The organism is Salmonella sp. JXY0409-18 (assembly GCF_020268625.1).
Classification (GTDB): Bacteria; Pseudomonadota; Gammaproteobacteria; order Enterobacterales; family Enterobacteriaceae; genus Salmonella; species Salmonella enterica.
Window position 1 is genome coordinate 979,951 of the sequence record NZ_CP084216.1, and the last position, 24,592, is coordinate 1,004,542.

The 24,592-nt window shown below is 45.8% G+C and carries 27 protein-coding genes; 24 read left to right on the forward strand and 3 right to left on the reverse strand.

The window, feature by feature from the left end; translation table 11 throughout:
- The first annotated feature begins 17 nt into the window (after positions 1–17).
- The 18 genes from spaK (at position 18) to sptP (ending at position 16,314) form a co-directional block, all read left to right on the forward strand.
- Positions 18–425, forward strand: coding sequence for an SPI-1 type III secretion system chaperone SpaK (gene spaK, locus LDB27_RS04695; protein WP_001164066.1), 408 nt, complete (start codon positions 18–20; stop codon positions 423–425).
- On the forward strand, positions 422–1,717 hold the full coding sequence (gene invC / locus LDB27_RS04700; RefSeq protein WP_000856766.1) for a SctN family type III secretion system ATPase InvC: 1,296 nt from the start codon (positions 422–424) through the stop codon (positions 1,715–1,717). The genes spaK and invC overlap by 4 nt, the downstream gene beginning before the upstream one ends.
- The gene (gene spaM, locus LDB27_RS04705) at positions 1,695–2,138 is read left to right on the forward strand and encodes an SPI-1 type III secretion system protein SpaM (RefSeq protein ID WP_000555884.1); all 444 of its coding nucleotides are present in this window, start codon (positions 1,695–1,697) and stop codon (positions 2,136–2,138) included. The genes invC and spaM overlap by 23 nt, the downstream gene beginning before the upstream one ends.
- Complete coding sequence (gene spaN / locus LDB27_RS04710; RefSeq protein WP_000503092.1) at positions 2,138–3,148, forward strand: SPI-1 type III secretion system protein SpaN; 1,011 nt, start codon at positions 2,138–2,140, stop codon at positions 3,146–3,148. Before spaM ends, spaN begins: the two co-directional genes overlap by 1 nt.
- Positions 3,148–4,059 (forward strand): SPI-1 type III secretion system protein SpaO, encoded by a 912-nt coding sequence (gene spaO, locus LDB27_RS04715; RefSeq protein ID WP_000058729.1) that lies wholly within the window; start codon positions 3,148–3,150, stop codon positions 4,057–4,059. The genes spaN and spaO overlap by 1 nt, the downstream gene beginning before the upstream one ends.
- Positions 4,049–4,723, forward strand: coding sequence for an SPI-1 type III secretion system export apparatus protein SpaP (gene spaP / locus LDB27_RS04720; protein ID WP_000526016.1), 675 nt, complete (start codon positions 4,049–4,051; stop codon positions 4,721–4,723). The genes spaO and spaP overlap by 11 nt, the downstream gene beginning before the upstream one ends.
- A gap of 25 nt (positions 4,724–4,748) precedes the next feature.
- A complete protein-coding gene (gene spaQ, locus LDB27_RS04725; RefSeq protein ID WP_000342503.1) occupies positions 4,749–5,009 on the forward strand; it encodes an SPI-1 type III secretion system export apparatus protein SpaQ in 261 nt (86 codons plus the stop codon).
- Between the two features lie 3 nt (positions 5,010–5,012).
- Entirely contained in the window at positions 5,013–5,804 is a 792-nt protein-coding gene (spaR, locus tag LDB27_RS04730; protein WP_000498968.1) for an SPI-1 type III secretion system export apparatus protein SpaR, read from the forward strand.
- Positions 5,791–6,861: an SPI-1 type III secretion system export apparatus protein SpaS gene (gene spaS, locus LDB27_RS04735; RefSeq protein WP_000097719.1), complete on the forward strand. Its 1,071-nt coding sequence runs from the start codon at positions 5,791–5,793 to the stop codon at positions 6,859–6,861. Before spaR ends, spaS begins: the two co-directional genes overlap by 14 nt.
- Before the next feature lie 137 nt (positions 6,862–6,998).
- Entirely contained in the window at positions 6,999–7,496 is a 498-nt protein-coding gene (gene sicA, locus LDB27_RS04740) for a SycD/LcrH family type III secretion system chaperone SicA (protein WP_000386309.1), read from the forward strand.
- A 2-nt stretch (positions 7,497–7,498) separates the two neighbouring features.
- Positions 7,499–9,280, forward strand: coding sequence for an SPI-1 type III secretion system needle tip complex protein SipB (sipB, locus tag LDB27_RS04745; RefSeq protein ID WP_000245782.1), 1,782 nt, complete (start codon positions 7,499–7,501; stop codon positions 9,278–9,280).
- A 27-nt stretch (positions 9,281–9,307) separates the two neighbouring features.
- Entirely contained in the window at positions 9,308–10,537 is a 1,230-nt protein-coding gene (gene sipC / locus LDB27_RS04750; protein WP_000909019.1) for an SPI-1 type III secretion system needle tip complex protein SipC, read from the forward strand.
- Between the two features lie 70 nt (positions 10,538–10,607).
- Positions 10,608–11,630, forward strand: coding sequence for an SPI-1 type III secretion system needle tip complex protein SipD (gene sipD / locus LDB27_RS04755; RefSeq protein ID WP_000932250.1), 1,023 nt, complete (start codon positions 10,608–10,610; stop codon positions 11,628–11,630).
- 18 nt (positions 11,631–11,648) lie between these two features.
- Positions 11,649–13,706, forward strand: coding sequence for an SPI-1 type III secretion system effector SipA (gene sipA, locus LDB27_RS04760; RefSeq protein ID WP_000258807.1), 2,058 nt, complete (start codon positions 11,649–11,651; stop codon positions 13,704–13,706).
- Between the two features lie 18 nt (positions 13,707–13,724).
- On the forward strand, positions 13,725–13,973 hold the full coding sequence (locus LDB27_RS04765) for an acyl carrier protein (RefSeq protein WP_001055579.1): 249 nt from the start codon (positions 13,725–13,727) through the stop codon (positions 13,971–13,973).
- Positions 13,974–14,016: 43 nt separating this feature from the next.
- On the forward strand, positions 14,017–14,277 hold the full coding sequence (locus LDB27_RS04770) for a hypothetical protein (RefSeq protein WP_000692250.1): 261 nt from the start codon (positions 14,017–14,019) through the stop codon (positions 14,275–14,277).
- Between the two features lie 26 nt (positions 14,278–14,303).
- Positions 14,304–14,696: a chaperone SicP gene (gene sicP / locus LDB27_RS04775; RefSeq protein ID WP_001147854.1), complete on the forward strand. Its 393-nt coding sequence runs from the start codon at positions 14,304–14,306 to the stop codon at positions 14,694–14,696.
- Positions 14,683–16,314, forward strand: a complete 1,632-nt coding sequence (sptP, locus tag LDB27_RS04780; protein ID WP_000922293.1) for an SPI-1 type III secretion system effector GTPase-activating protein SptP — start codon at positions 14,683–14,685, stop codon at positions 16,312–16,314. Before sicP ends, sptP begins: the two co-directional genes overlap by 14 nt.
- A gap of 53 nt (positions 16,315–16,367) precedes the next feature.
- On the opposite strand, the gene iagB is transcribed toward sptP, so the two are convergent.
- From iagB to hilD, 3 genes are all read right to left on the reverse strand, one after another.
- On the reverse strand, positions 16,368–16,850 hold the full coding sequence (gene iagB / locus LDB27_RS04785; protein ID WP_000558932.1) for an SPI-1 type III secretion system invasion protein IagB: 483 nt from the start codon (positions 16,848–16,850) through the stop codon (positions 16,368–16,370).
- Between the two features lie 17 nt (positions 16,851–16,867).
- Positions 16,868–18,529, reverse strand: a complete 1,662-nt coding sequence (hilA, locus tag LDB27_RS04790; RefSeq protein WP_001120090.1) for a transcriptional regulator HilA — start codon at positions 18,527–18,529, stop codon at positions 16,868–16,870.
- Positions 18,530–19,618: 1,089 nt separating this feature from the next.
- Positions 19,619–20,548, reverse strand: coding sequence for a transcriptional regulator HilD (hilD, locus tag LDB27_RS04795; RefSeq protein WP_000432699.1), 930 nt, complete (start codon positions 20,546–20,548; stop codon positions 19,619–19,621).
- A 315-nt stretch (positions 20,549–20,863) separates the two neighbouring features.
- Between hilD and prgH the strand changes: the two genes are divergently transcribed.
- From prgH to orgB, 6 genes are read left to right on the forward strand one after another with little or no spacing between them, the layout of a single operon-like run.
- Entirely contained in the window at positions 20,864–22,042 is a 1,179-nt protein-coding gene (prgH, locus tag LDB27_RS04800; RefSeq protein ID WP_000450196.1) for a type III secretion system inner membrane ring protein PrgH, read from the forward strand.
- A 24-nt stretch (positions 22,043–22,066) separates the two neighbouring features.
- Positions 22,067–22,309: a type III secretion system needle filament protein PrgI gene (gene prgI / locus LDB27_RS04805; RefSeq protein WP_000235228.1), complete on the forward strand. Its 243-nt coding sequence runs from the start codon at positions 22,067–22,069 to the stop codon at positions 22,307–22,309.
- Positions 22,310–22,327: 18 nt separating this feature from the next.
- On the forward strand, positions 22,328–22,633 hold the full coding sequence (prgJ, locus tag LDB27_RS04810) for a type III secretion system inner rod protein PrgJ (RefSeq protein ID WP_000020431.1): 306 nt from the start codon (positions 22,328–22,330) through the stop codon (positions 22,631–22,633).
- Positions 22,630–23,388: a type III secretion system inner membrane ring lipoprotein PrgK gene (gene prgK, locus LDB27_RS04815; RefSeq protein WP_000621238.1), complete on the forward strand. Its 759-nt coding sequence runs from the start codon at positions 22,630–22,632 to the stop codon at positions 23,386–23,388. The genes prgJ and prgK overlap by 4 nt, the downstream gene beginning before the upstream one ends.
- Complete coding sequence (gene orgA / locus LDB27_RS04820) at positions 23,360–23,959, forward strand: oxygen-regulated invasion protein OrgA (protein ID WP_001591231.1); 600 nt, start codon at positions 23,360–23,362, stop codon at positions 23,957–23,959. Before prgK ends, orgA begins: the two co-directional genes overlap by 29 nt.
- Positions 23,916–24,587 carry a type III secretion system linker protein OrgB gene (orgB, locus tag LDB27_RS04825; protein WP_000916655.1) on the forward strand — a complete coding sequence of 224 codons (672 nt, stop codon included), beginning with the start codon at positions 23,916–23,918 and terminating at the stop codon, positions 24,585–24,587. Before orgA ends, orgB begins: the two co-directional genes overlap by 44 nt.
- Positions 24,588–24,592 lie beyond the last annotated feature (5 nt).

Consider the following 24,592-nt stretch of genomic DNA (forward strand, 5'->3'; position numbering starts at 1 on the left):
AATTAAGGAAAAGATCTATGCAACATTTGGATATCGCTGAATTAGTTCGTTCCGCACTGGAAGTAAGTGGTTGCGATCCTTCACTCATCGGAGGAATAGATAGCCATTCAACAATTGTTCTGGATTTATTTGCATTGCCAAGTATCTGTATCAGCGTCAAGGACGATGATGTATGGATCTGGGCGCAATTGGGTGCTGACAGCATGGTGGTATTACAACAGCGGGCTTATGAAATCTTAATGACCATAATGGAAGGATGCCATTTTGCCCGCGGCGGGCAATTACTACTGGGGGAGCAGAATGGGGAGCTAACGCTTAAAGCCTTAGTGCATCCGGATTTTTTATCTGACGGTGAAAAGTTCTCTACTGCCTTGAATGGGTTTTACAACTATCTGGAAGTTTTTAGTCGGTCGCTAATGAGATGAAAACACCTCGTTTACTGCAATATCTGGCCTACCCACAAAAAATAACCGGCCCAATTATTGAGGCGGAATTGCGCGATGTAGCCATTGGCGAACTGTGTGAAATACGCCGTGGCTGGCACCAAAAACAGGTTGTTGCACGTGCGCAGGTGGTTGGCTTACAGCGGGAACGCACCGTGCTGAGCCTTATCGGCAATGCCCAGGGGCTGAGCCGCGATGTCGTGCTTTATCCCACTGGACGTGCGTTATCGGCGTGGGTGGGATACTCGGTATTAGGCGCGGTGTTGGATCCGACAGGGAAAATCGTTGAGCGTTTTACCCCTGAAGTGGCGCCGATTAGCGAAGAACGCGTTATTGATGTCGCACCGCCTTCTTACGCTTCGCGCGTTGGCGTCCGTGAACCGCTGATTACCGGTGTGCGCGCGATTGACGGGTTATTGACCTGTGGCGTAGGCCAGCGAATGGGCATTTTTGCCTCCGCAGGATGCGGTAAGACCATGCTGATGCATATGCTGATCGAGCAAACGGAGGCGGATGTTTTTGTTATTGGTCTTATCGGTGAACGAGGCCGCGAGGTCACTGAATTCGTGGATATGTTGCGCGCTTCGCATAAGAAAGAAAAATGCGTGCTGGTTTTTGCCACTTCCGATTTCCCCTCGGTCGATCGCTGCAATGCAGCGCAACTGGCGACAACCGTAGCGGAATATTTTCGCGACCAGGGAAAACGGGTCGTGCTTTTTATCGATTCCATGACCCGTTATGCGCGTGCTTTGCGAGACGTGGCACTGGCGTCGGGAGAGCGTCCGGCCCGTCGAGGTTATCCCGCCTCCGTATTCGATAATTTGCCCCGCTTGCTGGAACGCCCCGGGGCGACCAGCGAGGGAAGCATTACTGCCTTTTATACGGTACTGCTGGAAAGCGAGGAAGAGGCGGACCCGATGGCGGATGAAATTCGCTCTATCCTTGACGGTCACCTGTATCTGAGCAGAAAGCTGGCCGGGCAGGGACATTACCCGGCAATCGATGTACTGAAAAGCGTAAGCCGCGTTTTTGGACAAGTCACGACGCCGACACATGCTGAACAGGCATCTGCCGTGCGTAAATTAATGACGCGTCTGGAAGAGCTCCAGCTTTTCATTGACTTGGGAGAATATCGTCCTGGCGAAAATATCGATAACGATCGGGCGATGCAGATGCGGGATAGCCTGAAAGCCTGGTTATGCCAGCCGGTAGCGCAATATTCATCCTTTGATGACACGTTGAGCGGTATGAATGCATTCGCTGACCAGAATTAAAGTATTGCAGCGGCGCTGTACGGTATTTCATTCACAGTGTGAGTCGATATTACTTCGCTATCAGGATGAGGACCGCGGGCTGCAGGCCGAGGAGGAGGCGATCCTTGAACAAATAGCGGGTCTGAAATTGTTATTAGATACGCTGCGTGCAGAAAACAGACAGCTCAGTCGTGAGGAAATTTATACGTTATTACGTAAGCAGTCTATTGTTCGCCGGCAGATAAAAGATTTAGAACTCCAGATTATACAAATTCAGGAAAAACGGAGCGAGCTGGAAAAGAAAAGGGAAGAGTTTCAGAAAAAAAGTAAATATTGGTTGCGCAAAGAAGGGAACTATCAACGCTGGATAATCCGTCAGAAAAGACACTATATCCAGCGAGAGATACAGCAGGAAGAGGCCGAGTCAGAGGAGATAATTTAATGGGCGATGTGTCAGCTGTCAGTTCATCCGGGAACATTTTACTGCCGCAGCAGGATGAGGTTGGCGGTTTATCAGAAGCATTAAAAAAAGCGGTGGAAAAACATAAGACAGAATATTCCGATCATAAAAAAGATCGCGACTATGGCGATGCTTTCGTAATGCATAAAGAAACGGCTTTACCGGTATTGCTGGCGGCATGGCGACATGGCGCGCTAGCGAAATCAGAACATCACAATGGCAACGTTTCTGGTCTGCATCATAACGGAAAAGGCGAACTCAGGATTGCTGAAAAACTGTTGAAAGTCACTGCTGAAAAATCTGTCGGTTTGATCTCTGCGGAGGCCAAAGTAGATAAATCCGCAGCGTTGCTATCGTCTAAAAATAGGCCGTTAGAAAGCGTAAGTGGTAAAAAATTATCTGCTGATTTAAAAGCTGTGGAATCCGTTAGTGAAGTAACCGATAACGCCACGGGAATCTCTGACGATAATATCAAGGCATTGCCTGGGGATAATAAAGCCATCGCGGGTGAAGGCGTTCGTAAAGAGGGCGCGCCGCTGGCGCGGGATGTCGCACCTGCCCGAATGGCCGCAGCCAATACCGGTAAGCCTGACGATAAAGATCATAAAAAGGTTAAAGATGTTTCTCAGCTTCCGCTGCAACCAACCACTATCGCCGATCTTAGCCAATTAACCGGCGGCGATGAAAAAATGCCTTTAGCGGCGCAATCAAAGCCGATGATGACTATTTTTCCCACTGCCGATGGCGTGAAAGGGGAGGATAGCTCACTGACTTACCGTTTTCAGCGCTGGGGAAATGACTATTCCGTCAATATTCAGGCGCGGCAAGCAGGGGAGTTTTCGTTAATACCGTCAAATACGCAGGTTGAACATCGTTTGCATGATCAATGGCAAAACGGTAATCCCCAGCGCTGGCACCTGACGCGAGACGATCAACAAAATCCGCAGCAGCAACAGCACAGACAGCAATCTGGCGAGGAGGATGACGCCTGATGTCATTGCGTGTGAGACAGATTGATCGTCGCGAATGGCTATTGGCGCAAACCGCGACAGAATGCCAGCGCCATGGCCAGGAAGCTACGCTGGAATATCCGACGCGACAGGGAATGTGGGTTCGGTTGAGCGATGCAGAAAAACGGTGGTCGGCGTGGATTCAACCTGGGGACTGGCTTGAGCATGTCTCTCCCGCTCTGGCGGGGGCGGCGGTTTCTGCTGGCGCTGAGCACCTGGTCGTTCCCTGGCTTGCTGCAACAGAGCGACCGTTTGAGTTGCCCGTGCCGCATTTGTCCTGTCGGCGTTTATGCGTAGAGAACCCCGTGCCGGGAAGCGCGCTGCCGGAAGGGAAATTGTTGCACATTATGAGCGATCGGGGCGGCCTGTGGTTTGAATATCTTCCTGAACTGCCTGCAGTCGGGGGCGGCAGGCCGAAAATGCTGCATTGGCCGTTGCGCTTTGTAATCGGTAGCAGTGATACGCAGCGTTCGTTGCTGGGCCGAATCGGGATCGGAGATGTACTCCTGATTCGTACTTCCCGTGCGGAAGTTTATTGCTACGCGAAAAAGTTAGGTCATTTCAACCGTGTTGAAGGGGGAATTATTGTGGAAACGTTAGATATTCAACATATCGAAGAAGAAAATAATACAACTGAAACTGCAGAAACTCTGCCTGGCTTGAACCAATTGCCCGTCAAACTGGAATTTGTTTTGTATCGTAAGAACGTTACCCTCGCCGAACTCGAAACCATGGGGCAGCAGCAGCTATTATCACTGCCGACCAATGCTGAACTTAACGTTGAAATTATGGCGAATGGTGTTTTGCTGGGTAATGGCGAACTGGTACAGATGAATGACACCTTAGGCGTTGAGATCCATGAATGGCTGAGCGAGTCTGGTAATGGGGAATGATATCTCATTAATTGCCTTACTGGCATTTTCCACCCTGTTGCCATTTATTATTGCGTCAGGAACCTGTTTCGTTAAATTTTCTATTGTATTTGTCATGGTGCGTAACGCCCTGGGATTGCAGCAGATACCTTCAAATATGACGCTTAACGGCGTCGCATTGCTGCTTTCTATGTTTGTTATGTGGCCCATAATGCATGATGCCTACGTCTATTTTGAGGACGAAGATGTCACCTTTAATGATATTTCGTCATTAAGTAAACACGTTGATGAAGGTCTGGATGGTTATCGCGATTATCTGATCAAATATTCAGATCGCGAGTTAGTTCAGTTTTTTGAAAACGCGCAACTGAAGCGTCAGTATGGAGAAGAGACCGAGACGGTAAAGCGTGACAAAGATGAAATTGAAAAACCATCAATATTTGCGTTATTACCTGCTTATGCGCTGAGCGAAATAAAAAGCGCGTTTAAAATTGGTTTTTATCTCTATTTGCCCTTTGTTGTCGTCGACCTAGTGGTATCCAGCGTGCTACTGGCGCTGGGGATGATGATGATGAGTCCGGTGACGATATCTACACCTATTAAGCTGGTGCTTTTTGTCGCGCTTGATGGCTGGACATTACTGTCTAAGGGATTGATTTTACAGTATATGGACATTGCAACATGACATCATTACGAGACGGGATAGTTAAATGGATGATTTAGTGTTTGCAGGTAATAAGGCGCTCTATCTTGTTTTGATCCTGTCAGGGTGGCCGACGATTGTCGCAACGATTATCGGCCTCCTGGTAGGGTTATTCCAGACGGTAACGCAATTACAGGAACAGACGCTGCCTTTTGGCATTAAATTACTTGGCGTGTGTTTATGCTTGTTTTTACTCTCTGGCTGGTATGGCGAAGTTTTACTCTCTTACGGGCGTCAGGTGATATTCCTGGCGTTGGCTAAGGGGTAAAAAATGTTTTACGCGTTGTACTTTGAAATTCATCACCTGGTTGCGTCTGCGGCACTAGGGTTTGCTCGCGTGGCGCCGATTTTTTTCTTCATGCCGTTTTTGAATAGCGGGGTATTAAGCGGCGCGCCGAGAAACGCCATTATCATCCTGGTGGCATTGGGAGTATGGCCGCATGCATTGAACGAGGCGCCGCCGTTTTTATCGGTGGCGATGATCCCGTTAGTTCTGCAAGAAGCGGCGGTAGGCGTCATGCTGGGCTGTCTGCTGTCATGGCCTTTTTGGGTTATGCATGCGCTGGGTTGTATTATCGATAACCAGCGAGGGGCAACGCTAAGTAGCAGTATCGATCCGGCAAACGGTATTGATACCTCGGAAATGGCTAATTTCCTGAATATGTTTGCCGCTGTCGTTTATTTACAAAACGGCGGTCTGGTCACGATGGTTGACGTGTTAAATAAAAGCTATCAGCTATGCGATCCGATGAACGAGTGCACGCCTTCATTACCGCCGCTATTAACGTTTATTAATCAGGTGGCTCAAAACGCCTTGGTTCTGGCCAGTCCGGTGGTATTAGTGCTGTTGCTGTCAGAAGTATTCCTGGGTTTATTGTCGCGCTTTGCTCCGCAAATGAACGCCTTTGCGATTTCACTGACGGTAAAAAGCGGCATTGCCGTTTTAATTATGCTGCTTTATTTCTCTCCGGTGCTACCGGACAATGTACTGCGACTCTCTTTCCAGGCCACAGGATTAAGCAGTTGGTTTTACGAGCGAGGGGCGACGCATGTCCTCGAATAAAACAGAAAAACCGACTAAAAAACGGCTGGAAGACTCCGCTAAAAAAGGCCAGTCATTTAAAAGTAAAGATCTCATTATCGCCTGCCTGACGCTGGGAGGAATTGCCTATCTGGTGTCGTATGGCTCATTTAATGAGTTTATGGGGATAATTAAGATCATTATTGCGGATAATTTTGATCAGAGCATGGCTGACTACAGTTTGGCCGTTTTTGGGATAGGGTTAAAATATCTGATTCCATTTATGCTGCTCTGCTTAGTGTGTTCCGCATTACCGGCGTTATTACAGGCCGGTTTTGTGCTGGCGACAGAAGCATTAAAACCTAATTTATCGGCGTTAAACCCGGTAGAAGGGGCGAAAAAACTTTTTAGTATGCGAACGGTTAAAGATACGGTCAAAACCCTACTGTATCTCTCATCCTTTGTGGTGGCCGCCATCATTTGCTGGAAGAAATATAAGGTTGAAATCTTTTCTCAGCTAAATGGCAATATTGTAGGTATTGCCGTCATTTGGCGTGAGCTTCTCCTCGCGTTGGTATTAACTTGCCTTGCTTGCGCATTGATTGTCTTATTATTGGATGCTATTGCGGAATATTTCCTGACCATGAAAGATATGAAAATGGATAAGGAAGAAGTGAAGCGTGAAATGAAGGAGCAGGAAGGGAACCCAGAGGTTAAATCTAAAAGACGTGAAGTTCATATGGAAATTCTGTCTGAACAGGTGAAATCCGATATTGAAAACTCACGCCTGATTGTTGCCAACCCCACGCATATTACGATCGGGATTTATTTTAAACCCGAACTGATGCCGATTCCGATGATCTCAGTGTATGAAACGAATCAGCGCGCACTGGCCGTCCGCGCCTATGCGGAGAAGGTTGGCGTACCTGTGATCGTCGATATCAAACTGGCGCGCAGTCTTTTCAAAACCCATCGCCGTTATGATCTGGTGAGTCTGGAAGAAATTGATGAAGTTTTACGTCTTCTGGTTTGGCTGGAAGAGGTAGAAAACGCGGGCAAAGACGTTATTCAGCCACAAGAAAACGAGGTACGGCATTGAGCCGCGTAAAGCAGTAGCGATGTATTCATTGGGCGTTTTTTGAATGTTCACTAACCACCGTCGGGGTTTAATAACTGCATCAGATAAACGCAGTAGTTAAGTTCTACAAAGTCGGTGACAGATAACAGGAGTAAGTAATGGATTATCAAAATAATGTCAGCGAAGAACGTGTTGCGGAAATGATTTGGGATGCCGTTAGTGAAGGCGCCACGCTAAAAGACGTTCATGGGATCCCTCAAGATATGATGGACGGTTTATATGCTCATGCTTATGAGTTTTATAACCAGGGACGACTGGATGAAGCTGAGACATTCTTTCGTTTCTTATGCATTTATGATTTTTACAATCCCGATTACACCATGGGACTGGCGGCAGTATGCCAACTGAAAAAACAATTTCAGAAAGCATGTGACCTTTATGCAGTAGCGTTTACGTTACTTAAAAATGATTATCGCCCCGTTTTTTTTACCGGGCAGTGTCAATTATTAATGCGTAAGGCGGCAAAAGCCAGGCAGTGTTTTGAACTTGTCAATGAACGTACTGAAGATGAGTCTCTGCGGGCAAAAGCGTTGGTCTATCTGGAGGCGCTAAAAACGGCGGAGACAGAGCAGCACAGTGAACAAGAAAAGGAATAATTATGGTAAATGACGCAAGTAGCATTAGCCGTAGCGGATATACCCAAAATCCGCGCCTCGCTGAGGCGGCTTTTGAAGGCGTTCGTAAGAACACGGACTTTTTAAAAGCGGCGGATAAAGCTTTTAAAGATGTGGTGGCAACGAAAGCGGGCGACCTTAAAGCCGGAACAAAGTCCGGCGAGAGCGCTATTAATACGGTGGGTCTAAAGCCGCCTACGGACGCCGCCCGGGAAAAACTCTCCAGCGAAGGGCAATTGACATTACTGCTTGGCAAGTTAATGACCCTACTGGGCGATGTTTCGCTGTCTCAACTGGAGTCTCGTCTGGCGGTATGGCAGGCGATGATTGAGTCACAAAAAGAGATGGGGATTCAGGTATCGAAAGAATTCCAGACAGCTCTGGGAGAGGCTCAGGAGGCGACGGATCTCTATGAAGCCAGCATCAAAAAGACGGATACCGCCAAGAGTGTTTATGACGCAGCGGCCAAAAAACTGACGCAGGCGCAAAATAAATTGCAATCGCTGGACCCGGCTGACCCCGGCTATGCACAAGCTGAAGCCGCGGTAGAACAGGCCGGAAAAGAAGCGACAGAGGCGAAAGAGGCATTAGATAAGGCCACGGATGCGACGGTTAAAGCAGGCACAGACGCCAAAGCGAAAGCCGAGAAAGCGGATAACATTCTGACCAAATTCCAGGGAACGGCTAATGCCGCCTCTCAGAATCAGGTTTCCCAGGGTGAGCAGGATAATCTGTCAAATGTCGCCCGCCTCACTATGCTCATGGCCATGTTTATTGAGATTGTGGGCAAAAATACGGAAGAAAGCCTGCAAAACGATCTTGCGCTTTTCAACGCCTTGCAGGAAGGGCGTCAGGCGGAGATGGAAAAGAAATCGGCTGAATTCCAGGAAGAGACGCGCAAAGCCGAGGAAACGAACCGCATTATGGGATGTATCGGGAAAGTCCTCGGCGCGCTGCTAACCATTGTCAGCGTTGTGGCCGCTGTTTTTACCGGTGGGGCGAGTCTGGCGCTGGCTGCGGTGGGACTTGCGGTAATGGTGGCCGATGAAATTGTGAAGGCGGCGACGGGGGTGTCGTTTATTCAGCAGGCGCTAAACCCGATTATGGAGCATGTGCTGAAGCCGTTAATGGAGCTGATTGGCAAGGCGATTACCAAAGCGCTGGAAGGATTAGGCGTCGATAAGAAAACGGCAGAGATGGCCGGCAGCATTGTTGGTGCGATTGTCGCCGCTATTGCCATGGTAGCGGTCATTGTGGTGGTCGCAGTTGTCGGGAAAGGCGCGGCGGCGAAACTGGGTAACGCGCTGAGCAAAATGATGGGCGAAACGATTAAGAAGTTGGTGCCTAACGTGCTGAAACAGTTGGCACAAAACGGCAGCAAACTCTTTACCCAGGGGATGCAACGTATTACTAGCGGTCTGGGTAATGTGGGTAGCAAGATGGGCCTGCAAACGAATGCCTTAAGTAAAGAGCTGGTAGGTAATACCCTAAATAAAGTGGCGTTGGGCATGGAAGTCACGAATACCGCAGCCCAGTCAGCCGGTGGTGTTGCCGAGGGCGTATTTATTAAAAATGCCAGCGAGGCGCTTGCTGATTTTATGCTCGCCCGTTTTGCCATGGATCAGATTCAGCAGTGGCTTAAACAATCCGTAGAAATATTTGGTGAAAACCAGAAGGTAACGGCGGAACTACAAAAAGCTATGTCTTCTGCGGTACAGCAAAATGCGGATGCTTCGCGTTTTATTCTGCGCCAGAGTCGCGCATAAAAACTGCCAAAATAAAGGGAGAAAAATATGTTAATTAGTAATGTGGGAATAAATCCCGCCGCTTATTTAAATAATCATTCTGTTGAGAATAGTTCACAGACAGCTTCGCAATCCGTTAGCGCTAAAGATATTCTGAATAGTATTGGTATTAGCAGCAGTAAAGTCAGTGACCTGGGGTTGAGTCCTACACTGAGCGCGCCTGCGCCAGGGGTATTAACGCAAACCCCCGGAACGATCACGTCCTTTTTAAAAGCCAGTATTCAAAATACCGACATGAATCAGGATTTGAATGCCCTGGCAAATAATGTCACGACTAAAGCGAATGAGGTTGTGCAAACCCAGTTACGCGAGCAGCAGGCAGAAGTCGGAAAGTTTTTTGATATTAGCGGAATGTCTTCCAGTGCCGTTGCGCTGTTGGCTGCCGCGAATACGTTAATGCTGACGTTGAACCAGGCTGATAGCAAACTGTCTGGTAAGTTGTCATTAGTCAGTTTTGATGCAGCTAAAACGACGGCAAGCTCCATGATGCGCGAAGGGATGAATGCGTTGTCCGGTAGTATTTCCCAGAGCGCGCTTCAGTTGGGGATCACTGGCGTGGGCGCCAAACTGGAATATAAGGGGCTGCAGAATGAAAGAGGCGCGCTTAAACATAATGCCGCGAAGATCGATAAACTGACCACTGAAAGCCACAGTATTAAAAACGTGCTGAACGGGCAGAATAGCGTCAAACTCGGTGCTGAAGGTGTCGATTCTCTGAAATCGTTAAATATGAAGAAAACCGGTACCGATGCGACGAAAAATCTTAATGATGCGACGCTTAAATCTAATGCCGGAACCAGCGCCACGGAAAGTCTGGGTATTAAAGACAGTAATAAACAAATCTCCCCTGAACATCAGGCTATTCTGTCGAAACGTCTTGAGTCTGTCGAATCCGATATTCGTCTTGAGCAGAATACCATGGATATGACCCGAATTGATGCGCGCAAGATGCAGATGACGGGCGATCTGATTATGAAGAACTCGGTCACGGTCGGTGGTATTGCAGGGGCGTCCGGGCAGTACGCCGCTACTCAGGAACGTTCCGAGCAGCAAATTAGCCAGGTGAATAACCGTGTTGCCAGCACCGCATCGGACGAAGCCCGTGAAAGTTCACGTAAATCGACCAGCCTGATTCAGGAAATGCTGAAAACAATGGAGAGCATTAACCAGTCGAAAGCATCCGCACTTGCTGCTATCGCAGGCAATATTCGCGCTTAATCTGAAAGGTCATCTATACGCCATCATGGGTGTGATTTAATCGCGCTCCTGATGGCGAACTGGGGATATTATGCTTAATATTCAAAATTATTCCGCTTCTCCTCATCCGGGGATCGTTGCCGAACGGCCGCAGACTCCCTCGGCGAGCGAGCACGTCGAGACTGCCGTGGTACCGTCTACCACAGAACATCGCGGCACAGATATCATTTCATTATCGCAGGCGGCTACTAAAATCCAGCAGGCACAGCAGACGCTGCAGTCAACGCCACCGATCTCTGAAGAGAATAATGACGAGCGCACGCTGGCGCGCCAACAGTTGACCAGCAGCCTGAATGCTCTGGCGAAGTCTGGCGTGTCATTATCCGCAGAACAAAATGAGAACCTGCGGAGCGCGTTTTCTGCGCCGACGTCGGCCTTATTTAGCGCTTCGCCTATGGCGCAACCGAGAACAACCATTTCTGATGCTGAGATTTGGGATATGGTTTCCCAAAATATATCGGCGATAGGTGACAGCTATCTGGGCGTTTATGAAAACGTTGTCGCAGTCTATACCGATTTTTATCAGGCCTTCAGTGATATTCTTTCCAAAATGGGAGGCTGGTTATCGCCTGGTAAGGATGGAAATACCATTAAGCTAAATGTTGACTCACTTAAAAGTGAAATAAGTAGTTTAATTAATAAATACACTCAAATAAATAAAAATACGATTTTATTTCCCTCGCAAACTGGCAGCGGAGTGACAACAGCAACGAAAGCGGAAGCTGAGCAGTGGATTAAAGAATTGAATTTACCGGACAGCTGTCTAAAGGCGTCTGGTTCTGGTTATGTCGTACTGGTGGATACGGGGCCACTGAGCAAAATGGTTAGCGATCTTAATGGAATAGGATCGGGTTCAGCCCTTGAACTGGATAACGCCAAATATCAAGCCTGGCAGTCGGGTTTTAAAGCACAGGAAGAAAATCTGAAAACCACATTACAGACGCTGACGCAAAAATACAGCAATGCCAATTCATTGTACGACAACCTGGTAAAAGTGCTGAGCAGTACGATAAGTAGCAGCCTGGAAACCGCCAAAAGCTTCCTGCAAGGATAACAGAAGAGGATATTAATAATGGTTACAAGTGTAAGAACTCAGCCCCCCGTCATAATGCCAGGTATGCAGACCGAGATCAAAACGCAGGCCACGAATCTTGCGGCGAATCTTTCCGCAGTCAGAGAAAGTGCCACAGCGACGCTGTCAGGGGAAATTAAAGGCCCGCAACTGGAAGATTTTCCCGCGCTGATCAAACAGGCGAGTCTGGATGCGTTGTTTAAATGCGGGAAAGACGCTGAGGCGTTAAAAGAAATTTTCACCAATTCAAATAATGTCGCCGGTAAGAAAGCGATAATGGAATTTGCCGGGCTCTTTCGTTCAGCGCTCAACGCCACCAGTGATTCTCCTGAGGCGAAGACGCTACTGATGAAGGTGGGGGCAGAGTATACCACGCAAATCATAAAAGATGGCCTGAAAGAAAAGTCAGCTTTTGGGCCATGGCTGCCAGAAACAAAGAAAGCGGAAGCGAAGCTGGAAAACCTGGAAAAGCAGCTGTTAGATATTATCAAAAATAACACTGGCGGTGAATTAAGTAAATTATCGACGAATCTTGTTATGCAGGAGGTGATGCCCTATATTGCCAGCTGCATTGAACATAACTTTGGCTGTACGTTAGATCCGTTAACCCGTAGCAATCTTACGCAGCTTGTTGACGCCGCGGCGGCGAAGGCGGTTAAGGCGCTTGATATGTGCCACCAAAAATTAACGCAAGAGCAGGGTACCAGCGTAGGACGGGAAGCCCGGCACCTTGAAATGCAAACGTTGATACCCCTGCTACTACGTAATGTTTTTGCACAAATTCCTGCAGATAAACTGCCTGACCCTAAAATTCCGGAACCTGCGGCTGGACCAGTACCTGATGGTGGGAAAAAAGCAGAACCTACGGGTATTAATATCAATATTAATATTGATAGCAGTAACCATAGCGTGGATAACAGTAAGCATATTAACAATAGCCGAAGCCATGTCGATAATAGCCAGCGCCATATCGATAATAGCAACCATGATCATAGCCGGAAGACGATTGATAATAGCCGAACATTTATTGATAACAGCCAACGCCATGGCGAGTCACACCATTCGACTAACAGCAGCAACGTAAGTCATAGTCATTCGCGTGTGGATTCGACTACGCATCAAACGGAGACGGCACACAGCGCCAGCACAGGGGCAATTGACCATGGCATCGCAGGTAAAATTGACATTACGGCTCATGCGACGGCAGAGGCTGTGACCAACGCTTCTTCCGAAAGTAAAGATGGAAAGGTGGTCACGTCAGAAAAGGGCACTACGGGTGAAACAACCTCTTTTGATGAAGTCGATGGCGTAACCAGCAAGAGCATTATCGGCAAGCCGGTACAGGCCACGGTGCACGGCGTTGATGATAATAAACAGCAAAGCCAGACGGCAGAGATTGTGAATGTGAAGCCGCTTGCCAGTCAACTGGCTGGCGTCGAGAATGTTAAAATCGATACCTTACAATCAGACTCGACGGTAATTACAGGTAATAAAGCCGGTACGACCGATAATGATAATAGCCAGACAGATAAGACTGGCCCATTTTCTGGTTTGAAGTTTAAGCAAAATAGTTTCCTCTCAACAGTACCGAGCGTTACGAATATGCATTCAATGCATTTCAACGCCCGTGAGGCGTTTTTGGGTGTGATACGTAAAGCCCTGGAGCCGGATACCTCGACACCGTTCCCTGTACGCAGAGCGTTTGACGGCTTGCGTGCGGAAATATTACCCAATGACACGATAAAGAGTGCAGCGTTGAAAGCGCAATGTAGCGATATTGACAAGCACCCAGCATTGAAAGCGAAAATGGAGACGCTCAAAGAGGTCATTACTCATCATCCACAAAAAGAAAAACTGGCTGAGATTGCATTGCAGTTTGCCAGAGAGGCGGGGTTGACCAGGCAAAAAGGGGAAACTGACTATGTGTTAAGTAATGTGCTGGACGGCCTTATCGGAGACGGTAGCTGGCGAGCTGGCCCGGCTTACGAGTCATACCTGAATAAACCTGGCGTGGATCGGGTTATTACTACCGTTGATGGCTTGCACATGCAGCGTTAATTAACCGGGAAAGATGCGATGAATATGGATATTGAAGCAAGAGTCAAAAAAGTTATCACCTCCTGTATTGCCGTTGATGTTGATAGTATCAATGGTCAGACCCATCTGGTTGAGGATCTTTACGCTGACTCATTGGATTTAATTGATATTGTATTTGGTCTTAGTGAGGAGTTTGACATTAGTTGCAATGAAAACGATCTTCCTGATATGACGACCTTTGCGGATATATGCCGTGTTGTTAAAAAAAGTCTTGAGTCCAGGGTGTAGTATTTTTCTCTCGCTCGACAACAATTGAACAAGATTAATTGTTATGAAAATCATCACACATGTAGTACCCGGTTCAGGTATGGCTGCAATATATGATGATATTGCTGACAGTCCGCGTTTTGTTATTAAAGGCAAGTTACGTCATGTTGAAAATGATCCGAAGGAGCTACTGATATGTGTTCCGATGCGTAGTGAATGGCTATTCTACTGGATTAAAGGAGAGAAATATTGCGCCCGGCGATGGGCGCGAAAAAATATCAAGACATTGTGTAACCAGATTAAATTTGAAGAAGCAATCTTATAAAAGATATAATTCAAGAGGAAAGTAAATTGCAAGCACACCAGGATATTATCGCTAATATTGGTGAGAAATTGGGTTTACCGCTCACTTTTGACGACAACAATCAGTGCTTATTACTACTCGATAGCGATATTTTTACGTCTATTGAAGCTAAAGATGATATCTGGTTATTGAACGGTATGATTATACCGTTATCGCCTGTTTGTGGCGATTCTATCTGGCGGCAGATTATGGTGATTAATGGTGAACTGGCTGCGAATAATGAAGGTACGTTAGCGTATATTGAGGCCGCTGAGACGTTGTTGTTTATACATGCAATTACCGATCTGACAAATACTTACCATATTATATCGCAGCTTGAGTCATTTGTGAATCAGCAGGAAGCGCTCAAAAACATACTGCAGGAATATGCTAAAGTATGAGGAGAGAAAATTGAATAATTTAACGTTGTCTTCGTTTTCAAAAGTTGGTGTGTCGAATGATGCCCGACTTTATATTGCTAAGGAAAATACTGATAAGGCATATGTTGCGCCTGAAAAATTTTCGTCAAAAGTATTAACCTGGCTTGGAAAAATGCCGTTATTTAAAAACACTGAAGTGGTGCAAAAACATACGGAAAACATCAAAGGACAGGATCAGAAAATTTTACAAACATTTCTCCAGGCACTAACGGAAAAATATGGGGAAACAGCGGTCAATAACGCACTGTTAATGTCCCGTATAAATATGAACAAACCCCTTACCCAACGTTTAGCAGTGCAGATCACGGAGTGTGTAAAAGCTGCTGACGAAGGGTTTATAAACCTTATTAAGAGCAAGGATAATGTTGGTGTCATGAATGCCGCTTTAGTCATAAAAGGCGGCGATACAAAAGTGGCAGAAAAAAATAACGATGTTGGAGCAGAAAGTAAGCAACCTTTACTCGATATCGCGCTAAAGGGACTTAAAAGAACATTACCGCAACTGGAACAAATGGATGGAAATAGCCTGCGAGAAAACTTCCAGGAGATGGCTTCAGGTAACGGCCCGCTACGTTCATTAATGACGAATTTACAGAATTTAAATAAAATTCCAGAGGCTAAACAACTTAATGATTATGTTACAACGTTAAAAAATATTCAGATAGGAGCAGACAGGTTCTCACAATGGGGAACCTGTGGGGGAGTGGTTGAGAGGTGGATTGATAAAGCCTCTACTCATGAATTAACCCAGGCTGTAAAAAAAATTCACGTTATTGCTAAAGAACTGAAAAACGTTACAGCTGAACTTGAGAAAATAGAAGCCGGCGCGCCAATGCCACAGACGATGAGCGGACCGACACTGGGCCTGGCACGGTTTGCGGTCAGCAGCATTCCAATTAATCAGCAAACCCAAGTGAAACTGAGCGATGGAATGCCTGTGCCAGTGAATACGTTAACTTTTGACGGTAAGCCTGTGGCATTAGCCGGTTCGTACCCAAAAAATACGCCGGATGCGCTGGAAGCGCATATGAAAATGCTTCTTGAAAAAGAATGCTCGTGCTTGGTGGTGTTAACGTCGGAAGATCAGATGCAGGCAAAACAATTACCACCCTATTTCAGAGGGAGCTACACTTTTGGCGAGGTGCATACCAACAGCCAAAAAGTGAGCTCAGCCAGTCAGGGAGGAGCGATAGACCAATACAATATGCACCTGTCCTGCGGGGAAAAGCAGTATACAATCCCGGTATTGCATGTGAAAAATTGGCCAGATCACCAGCCGTTACCGTCTACTGATCAGTTAGAATACCTGGCAGATAGGGTGAAAAATAGTAACCAAAATGGCGCGCCGGGGCGTAGTTCATCAGATAAGTATTTACCGATGATTCATTGTCTGGACGGAGTGGGGAGAACCGGAACGATGGCGGCGGCTCTTGTACTTAAGGATAATCCTCATAGTAATCTGGAGCAGGTACGTGCAGATTTCCGGGATTCACGGAACAATAGAATGCTGGAAGACGCCTCACAGTTTGTACAACTAAAAGCAATGCAAGCCCAGTTGCTTATGACGACGGCAAGCTGATAAAAACATAGCTTACTTTTAGAACTATCTGAAAGTAAGCTATTTCTGTATAATTATTTGTTTACCGCGATAGAAAGTCTTTTGTTTTTCTCTTCTGCTGACATCCCTTTTAATTTTCTGTAATTCTCCCAAATTTTTTTAGCATAACGCTTCCTTATATCCGATCGTTTCGGTGACGTCCCGGCATTATAAGCGCCAACGGCCTCCCAGCTATAACCGTAGATTTTCATCATATCTGATAAAATGGATGCGCCCACAATGACAGAAATGCAGGGGTCCTGTAACAACTGTTTTTCACTAATCCCCATTTTTTTCAGCCTTTTCATATGGAAGCTGTTAATTTGCATCAGGCCAAGATCGGTTGAACCATCTCGGTTATAACCAATGGCGCCTGGTTTCATCGCCGATTCCTGCTGGGCGATAGCGTAAAGTAGTTCGGATTCAATATTGAACATTTTTTCAGCCTGAAGCCAGCAATCAGCCCATGCCGTATTTATGCTAAGCAACCAGATTACGATGATAAAAAAATAATGCATATCTCCTCTCTCAGATTTTACCGTAATTTAATCAAGCGGGGATCCTGTTTCCATCTTTTGAACCAAATATTGTCTTCGTTTTTAAATTTATTCCACATTTTCTCGGCAATAGCTTCGCCGTGGGCAACCAGCACTAACGGTAATAATCCCGGATTATTATCTATACGCTGTTCACTTTCCAGAAATTCTCTTATCGTCGGTAAGGCACGCTCACTATTCTGACAATATTCAGCGTAAAGAAGATTAACAGCAATAAGTCCTGTTATTTCCTGCGTGGATATTTCTTTAGTTAATTTTCGTGCCAGTTCATGTTTACCTTTAAGAGAAAGAAACATAACCTGCATACTTAATAATATTGGATTATCCTGCAGGTGTTGTGAGCGTAATTCATCGCCTAAACGTATAGCATCATCAATACCGGTATGATAATAGGTAATCCACAGCTTAGTGATCCCTGCGGCTGCGCGCGTTGGATCCAATTTTAAACACTCGTTAATCGTTTGTAAGGCCTCCTCCAACTGACCAGCCATGAAGAGATTCCAGCCATAATAATATTTAATATCTGCAGAGATGGGCGAAAGTAAGTTAGCTTGTTTGAATAGCAAACTCCCGACGATGTATTCTGAATGAATCGTATTAATTAGCCCCAGTAATCCTAAAGCTTGTGGATTATTGTGGTCCAGCTCTGTCGCCTTAATCGCATGTTCTTTAGCTTTGATCATGGCGTTTTGTTTATCAAAAATCCCCATTTGCGCCATGCTGAGGTAGCATTCTGCCAGCGCACAGTAAGGCGCAATGCTGTTTGGCGACATGTTAACGCATTGAGTCAGCAATTTAAGCGCTTGCTGTAAGCTATAGGGGGTATATTGATTTAACTCATGCTTACCGCGTAAGTAAACCATAGTACTGTCAATCGAATTTAGCTCGCTAACCTGCTTTGTGTCCCAGCGAAGCCCGGGAATACATCTGAGCAAAAGATTAGCAATTTTGTTTTGCAAGAGAGAAGCGGGTTGGTGTTCTATCAACTTAATGCTTTCCTGGTGCAGCAGGTGATAACCTTTAACCCGAACTATCTCGATCTGTACAATATTATCATTGCCATCGGGTATCATCTGTCCGGAGATATAATAATCGGGGCGTAATTGATCCATGAGCTCAAGAATATCTTTAACACTGCGACAGTTCTTCGTAATGGTCACCGGTAGCACGCTCAGGCCAAAGGGCGCATACTGCGATAATCCCTTCACGATAGAGTAATGCAGACTCTCGGATTGAACCTGATCCTGCATCTGAAAAGGAAGTATCGCCAATGTATGAGTCGTAGGTTGCGGCGCTGGCGGAGACACCACTACGACCGGACGATTAAACCGATAGCCCTGTCCGTACAGTGTTTCAATGTAACGATGCTCTTTATCTTCCGACAGAATACGTCGTAAGGCATAAATACAGCGGGTAAGAGATTCTTCGTTAACTTCCGCGTCGCCCCATACCTGGTCCAGTAAGGTGTTTTTACTCACAATCTCGCCGGCGGCTTCGAGCAGGATGACCAGAACGGCATATTCTTTTGGCGGAATATTGACTTTCTTTTCTGAGCGTAGCAGGGAGCCGTCCATGTTGAGTATGAAATCATCAAAGACGAATTTTTTATTCGATACAGGAACAGGATTAAAATGTGGCATGATAATAGTGTATTCTCTTACAGGGTGAAAAGTTATAATAGCTAATACAAGTCGTTAGGATAGAATCTACTGTTTCAGTAATTCTGCTGTTAGTACTAACGGTCAGGTTGAGCTTTTATTATGAGCTTAATGTCATATTGTACGGGCTCGGGTTTATATGTTTTTAACATTTGATTATTTAGCTTATGCCTGTGCTTTAAATAACTGACATGTTGGTAATAATATTGTTATAACTAACCGTGATTATCGAATGGACGCTGTCGTATATCCTGGTGCAGAGAGTCAGCGCCGGGCATCTAAATATTTACATATTTAACTTGGCCTCATTGCAATAGAGATTAGTTTTGTAGCTATCTTACTGCATTTTTTTTGGGTGTAAATGCTGCTTATTATATCTTCATGGTTAATGGTCTGATAATTACACCATCAGAACCATTTTTCTCGAAGATTTCCACTAAATGACCATTCGTTGAAAGTTTAAGAGTGTAATTTGTCTTAGGTGCCAAAATATAAATGAAAGACTGTTTTTAATGGTGCGCTTATTTTTATATTTTTTTGCAAAATAATGATATCGTCTTTTCTTTACTCCCTTCAGCTATAGCGTGAAAAAGGCAGGGGGGTTATGAGCAGTATCATCCTCAGGCTGGCCCCCAGGCATTATATCGATATCAGGAGGAAGAGAAGAGGTATGCCTGGCAGAAAGCTAACAAGCGTGACTGTTTCGGTGTAGACCGTTCAGGCAAATAGTTCTCAGAGGGAACGGATGATGTATAAATATGAATAAAATGCCGGCCTTAATCCACAGGATTAAAGCCGGAAGGAGATAGTGTCATCTGGACGAATTCTTACGCTGTGAATAAGGCAATATCGGTTTACTAGTCATCATAGCGATGACAAGTTCACAAAAATCGTGTTATATAATCAGCCTTACTTTAAATTACCAGAGATATCAGTATAAGCTGTCTTCCGGACAGAACAATGATATTGAATAGCCTCCCATTCTGATATAGCGTGTTAATGCGCAGTCTGAATTTTAAATTATTACAATTTTAATAAAAATCTTTACTTGAATGACAGATACAAAAAATGTTAATGGTTCGCCATTTTTATGAATGTCGATGGCGTAGTTTTAAAATATTTTTTGAAACATTGAATGAAGTAGGACGTGCTGTCATAACCACATTTTAATGCTACAGCATTAACATTATGGTTGCCTATGCGTAAAAGTTTTGCTGCCTGATTCATTCTTGCCGATAAGTAGATGTCGCTAAAGCTGGTACCTTCTTCTGCAAGTTTCCGTTTGAGCGTTGACGTACTCATAAATATATGATCGGCAACATCCGTAAGCTTCCACTGTCTACTGGGTGACGAAGATATAATGTTGTAAACGCGCTCCTTTAACGTTATCTGAGCCGAGCTAAGGATGATCTCATAACTCTCCGGGAGTCGGAGAAAAGCAGTAAGCAGGAACAGCAGAAAATAAGGAATTAACTCTTCATTTTCAATACAACTCTTGTTGTTACAGTTACTGCAACCTTTGCTTGTATCCTTCGTACAGGAGAACGCCGTTTTCAGATGTTCAAATACCTCTCTTCTGGCAGGAAAGTCAGGCGTATAGAAGATTTTCTGCGCTTTCTCTGTGGGTACCGCCATTTTTGTTTGCTGCTCGTTTGGGATAAGTGCATAGAGAGCGCCAAGTCGTTGCGTCGGTATCTCGAGTATATCGAAATCCATGTGGCCATTGACCTCTTCAAGCGTCACGTTAACTACCTGCTCTTTTTTGAGCACCAACATCCCAGGTTCGTCACAGTAAATCGTATCGTGATTATTGCTAATCGTCAGTTTACCGCTCCGAAAGCAAACTAAAGTGAAACTGCTTACATAAAGATTTTTGATGGTAACCTGCTGAGTCTGACTTTTAATTTGCTGCCGGGTATTTGTCAAAAGTGATTTTAATTTCTGTAAGTTATCTGCGGCAGGACGCTGATGACTATTACTTACAAAGGTTACATTTTCCATATTATCCCTTTGTTGATGTTATTTTAATGTTCCTTACTGGTATCCTACTGAAAAAATCTGAGTTGTAAATGCTCTTTATTAGCGTGTGTTGGCAATGGTCTGATTGTTACACCAAAAGAACCCAAATTTGGGTAATTTATCTACAGTAGTTTAAGCCCCAATGGGGATGATGGTTCTTTTAATATGTGTTGAGACGCATTATACAGAATAAATTGATTTTATTTCTCACTTTTCATTCTATTTTCATCAGGAATCCCTGTGTCCTGTGCGGTAATCTGCTGCTATCGAGAACGACAGACATCGCTAACAGTATATATGGAAACATCAAAAGAGAAGACGATAACAAGCCCAGGGCCATACATAGTTCGATTACTTAACAGCTCACTGAACGGCTGTGAGTTTCCATTGCTGACAGGCCGAACACTCTTTGTGGTAGGTCAGAGTGATGCGCTCACTGCTTCAGGCCAACTCCCTGATATACCTGCCGATAGCTTTTTTATCCCGCTGGACCATGGCGGAGTAAATTTTGAAATCCAGGTGGATACGGATGCGACCGAAATTATACTCCATGAGCTGAAAGAAGGAAATTCTGAATCTCGTTCGGTGCAATTAAATACGCCAATACAGGTCGGTGAATTGCTTATCCTGATTCGCCCGGAAAGCGAGCCGTGGGTGCCCGAGCAGCCTGAGAAGTTAGAAACGTCTGCAAAAAAGAACGAGCCACGTTTTAAAAACGGAATTGTAGCAGCACTGGCCGGGTTTTTTATATTGGGAATTGGGACGGTGGGGACGTTATGGATACTTAACTCGCCGCAGCGGCAGGCCGCAGAGCTCGATTCGTTATTGGGGCAGGAGAAGGAGCGCTTTCAGGTGTTGCCAGGACGGGACAAAATGCTCTATGTCGCTGCGCAAAATGAAAGAGATACACTGTGGGCTCGTCAGGTTTTAGCGAGGGGCGATTATGATAAAAATGCGCGAGTGATTAACGAAAACGAAGAAAATAAGCGTATCTCTACCTGGCTGGATACCTATTATCCGCAGCTGGCTTATTATCGGCTTCATTTCGATGAGCCGCGTAAACCCGTTTTCTGGCTAAGCCGCCAGCGAAACACGATGAGCAAGAAAGAGCTCGAGGTGTTAAGTCAAAAGCTGAGAGCGCTAATGCCTTACGCGGATTCGGTTAACATCACGTTGATGGACGATGTTACCGCCGCAGGCCAGGCGGAAGCGGGGCTAAAACAGCAGGCGTTACCTTATTCCCGCAGGAATCATAAGGGGGGCGTAACGTTTGTTATTCAGGGGGCGCTCGATGATGTAGAAATACTCAGAGCCCGTCAATTTGTCGATAGCTATTACCGCACATGGGGAGGACGCTATGTGCAGTTTGCGATCGAATTAAAAGATGACTGGCTCAAGGGGCGCTCATTTCAGTACGGGGCGGAAGGTTATATCAAAATGAGCCCAGGCCATTGGTATTTCCCAAGCCCACTTTAATTTAACGCAAATAAGGAAGTCATTATGGCAACACCTTGGTCAGGCTATCTGGATGACGTCTCAGCAAAATTTGATACGGGCGTTGATAATCTACAAACGCAGGTAACAGAGGCGCTGGATAAATTAGCAGCAAAACCCTCCGATCCGGCGCTACTGGCGGCGTATCAGAGTAAGCTCTCGGAATATAACTTGTACCGTAACGCGCAATCGAACACGGTAAAAGTCTTTAAGGATATTGATGCTGCCATTATTCAGAACTTCCGTTAATCAGTTATAAGGTGGATTATGTCGATTGCAACTATTGTCCCTGAGAATGCCGTTATAGGGCAGGCGGTCAATATCAGGTCTATGGAAACGGACATTGTCTCGCTGGATGACCGGCTACTCCAGGCTTTTTCTGGTTCGGCGATTGCCACGGCTGTGGATAAACAGACGATTACCAACAGGATTGAGGACCCTAATCTGGTGACGGATCCTAAAGAGCTGGCTATTTCGCAAGAGATGATTTCAGATTATAACCTGTATGTTTCTATGGTAAGTACCCTTACTCGTAAAGGAGTCGGGGCTGTTGAAACGCTATTACGCTCATGATTCGTCGATATCTATATACCTTTCTGCTGGTAATGACCCTTGCCGGCTGTAAGGATAAGGATCTTTTAAAAGGACTGGACCAGGAACAGGCTAATGAGGTCATTGCCGTTCTGCAAATGCACAATATAGAGGCGAATAAAATTGATAGCGGAAAATTGGGCTATAGCATTACCGTTGCTGAGCCTGATTTTACCGCTGCGGTGTACTGGATTAAAACTTATCAGCTTCCTCCCCGGCCGCGGGTGGAAATAGCGCAGATGTTCCCGGCGGATTCGCTGGTATCGTCTCCGCGAGCTGAAAAGGCCAGGTTATATTCGGCTATTGAACAGCGACTGGAACAGTCATTACAGACGATGGAGGGCGTGCTCTCCGCCAGGGTCCATATTAGTTATGATATTGATGCTGGTGAAAATGGCCGCCCGCCAAAACCTGTTCATCTGTCGGCATTAGCCGTATATGAACGAGGTTCGCCGCTTGCGCATCAGATCAGCGATATCAAGCGTTTCTTAAAGAATAGTTTTGCCGATGTGGATTATGACAACATTTCTGTTGTGTTGTCAGAACGTTCTGATGCCCAATTACAGGCTCCCGGCACACCAGTAAAACGTAATTCTTTTGCAACCAGTTGGATTGTGTTGATTATTTTGTTATCCGTGATGTCAGCAGGCTTTGGCGTCTGGTATTACAAAAACCATTATGCCCGCAATAAGAAAGGCATAACGGCTGATGATAAGGCGAAATCGTCAAATGAATAGGCAGCCATTACCCATTATCTGGCAAAGAATCATTTTTGATCCGTTATCGTATATCCATCCTCAGCGGTTGCAGATAGCGCCGGAAATGATTGTCAGACCCGCCGCCAGGGCGGCGGCAAATGAGTTAATACTGGCGGCATGGCGGCTTAAGAACGGAGAAAAGGAGTGTATTCAAAACTCACTGACGCAGCTGTGGCTGCGTCAGTGGCGCCGACTGCCGCAAGTAGCGTATTTACTCGGTTGCCATAAACTGAGAGCCGATCTGGCAAGGCAGGGAGCCTTGCTTGGCCTGCCGGATTGGGCGCAAGCATTTTTGGCAATGCATCAGGGAACAAGTTTATCTGTCTGCAATAAGGCGCCGAATCACCGGTTTTTACTTAGCGTCGGGTATGCACAGTTAAATGCCCTGAATGAATTTTTACCTGAATCTTTAGCACAGCGTTTTCCTTTGCTTTTTCCTCCATTTATTGAGGAGGCATCGAAGCAGGATGCTGTAGAAATGTCAATTTTGCTACTGGCCTTACAATATGCTCAAAAATATCCCAATTCCGTCCCCGCTTTCGCCTGTTGAGGGGATACTGATAAAGCGTAAAACGCTGGAACGTTATTTCTCTATTGAAAGATTAGAACAGCAGGCGCATCAACGGGCTAAGCGTATTTTGCGAGAGGCGGAAGAAGAGGCAAAGACCTTGCGGATGTACGCCTATCAGGAAGGTTACGAGCAGGGAATGATAGACGCGTTACAGCAGGTCGCCGCTTATCTTACTGATAATCAGACAATGGCCTGGAAGTGGATGGAAAAAATACAGATTTATGCCCGCGAGTTATTTTCAGCTGCGGTCGACCATCCCGAAACGCTTTTAACCGTCCTGGATGAGTGGCTAAGGGATTTCGATAAGCCTGAGGGGCAACTTTTTTTAACACTACCAGTTAACGCGAAAAAAGATCACCAAAAACTGATGGTGTTGCTTATGGAGAACTGGCCAGGCACTTTTAATCTTAAATATCATCAGGAACAGCGCTTTATCATGAGTTGCGGCGATCAGATCGCAGAATTTTCACCTGAACAATTTGTTGAAACGGCAGTAGGCGTCATTAAGCATCATCTTGATGAACTTCCACAAGACTGCCGGACGATTTCTGATAACGCCATTAACGCACTTATTGATGAATGGAAGACAAAAACGCAAGCATTGTAAAATGG

Coding starts and splice junctions, on each gene's coding strand:
- prgH (WP_000450196.1), top strand. CDS start 20,864: ATGGAAACATCAAAAGAGAAGACGATAACAAGCCCAGGGCCATACATA.
- spaO (WP_000058729.1), top strand. CDS start 3,148: ATGTCATTGCGTGTGAGACAGATTGATCGTCGCGAATGGCTATTGGCG.
- hilA (WP_001120090.1), bottom strand. CDS start 18,529: ATGCCACATTTTAATCCTGTTCCTGTATCGAATAAAAAATTCGTCTTT.
- sipA (WP_000258807.1), top strand. CDS start 11,649: ATGGTTACAAGTGTAAGAACTCAGCCCCCCGTCATAATGCCAGGTATG.
- spaS (WP_000097719.1), top strand. CDS start 5,791: ATGTCCTCGAATAAAACAGAAAAACCGACTAAAAAACGGCTGGAAGAC.
- sipD (WP_000932250.1), top strand. CDS start 10,608: ATGCTTAATATTCAAAATTATTCCGCTTCTCCTCATCCGGGGATCGTT.
- prgJ (WP_000020431.1), top strand. CDS start 22,328: ATGTCGATTGCAACTATTGTCCCTGAGAATGCCGTTATAGGGCAGGCG.
- spaN (WP_000503092.1), top strand. CDS start 2,138: ATGGGCGATGTGTCAGCTGTCAGTTCATCCGGGAACATTTTACTGCCG.
- invC (WP_000856766.1), top strand. CDS start 422: ATGAAAACACCTCGTTTACTGCAATATCTGGCCTACCCACAAAAAATA.
- spaP (WP_000526016.1), top strand. CDS start 4,049: ATGGGGAATGATATCTCATTAATTGCCTTACTGGCATTTTCCACCCTG.
- orgA (WP_001591231.1), top strand. CDS start 23,360: ATGATAAGGCGAAATCGTCAAATGAATAGGCAGCCATTACCCATTATC.
- spaQ (WP_000342503.1), top strand. CDS start 4,749: ATGGATGATTTAGTGTTTGCAGGTAATAAGGCGCTCTATCTTGTTTTG.
- sicA (WP_000386309.1), top strand. CDS start 6,999: ATGGATTATCAAAATAATGTCAGCGAAGAACGTGTTGCGGAAATGATT.
- hilD (WP_000432699.1), bottom strand. CDS start 20,548: ATGGAAAATGTAACCTTTGTAAGTAATAGTCATCAGCGTCCTGCCGCA.
- prgI (WP_000235228.1), top strand. CDS start 22,067: ATGGCAACACCTTGGTCAGGCTATCTGGATGACGTCTCAGCAAAATTT.
- orgB (WP_000916655.1), top strand. CDS start 23,916: ATGCTCAAAAATATCCCAATTCCGTCCCCGCTTTCGCCTGTTGAGGGG.
- iagB (WP_000558932.1), bottom strand. CDS start 16,850: ATGCATTATTTTTTTATCATCGTAATCTGGTTGCTTAGCATAAATACG.
- prgK (WP_000621238.1), top strand. CDS start 22,630: ATGATTCGTCGATATCTATATACCTTTCTGCTGGTAATGACCCTTGCC.
- sptP (WP_000922293.1), top strand. CDS start 14,683: ATGCTAAAGTATGAGGAGAGAAAATTGAATAATTTAACGTTGTCTTCG.
- sipB (WP_000245782.1), top strand. CDS start 7,499: ATGGTAAATGACGCAAGTAGCATTAGCCGTAGCGGATATACCCAAAAT.
- spaK (WP_001164066.1), top strand. CDS start 18: ATGCAACATTTGGATATCGCTGAATTAGTTCGTTCCGCACTGGAAGTA.
- sipC (WP_000909019.1), top strand. CDS start 9,308: ATGTTAATTAGTAATGTGGGAATAAATCCCGCCGCTTATTTAAATAAT.
- spaM (WP_000555884.1), top strand. CDS start 1,695: ATGCATTCGCTGACCAGAATTAAAGTATTGCAGCGGCGCTGTACGGTA.
- LDB27_RS04770 (WP_000692250.1), top strand. CDS start 14,017: ATGAAAATCATCACACATGTAGTACCCGGTTCAGGTATGGCTGCAATA.
- spaR (WP_000498968.1), top strand. CDS start 5,013: ATGTTTTACGCGTTGTACTTTGAAATTCATCACCTGGTTGCGTCTGCG.
- LDB27_RS04765 (WP_001055579.1), top strand. CDS start 13,725: ATGAATATGGATATTGAAGCAAGAGTCAAAAAAGTTATCACCTCCTGT.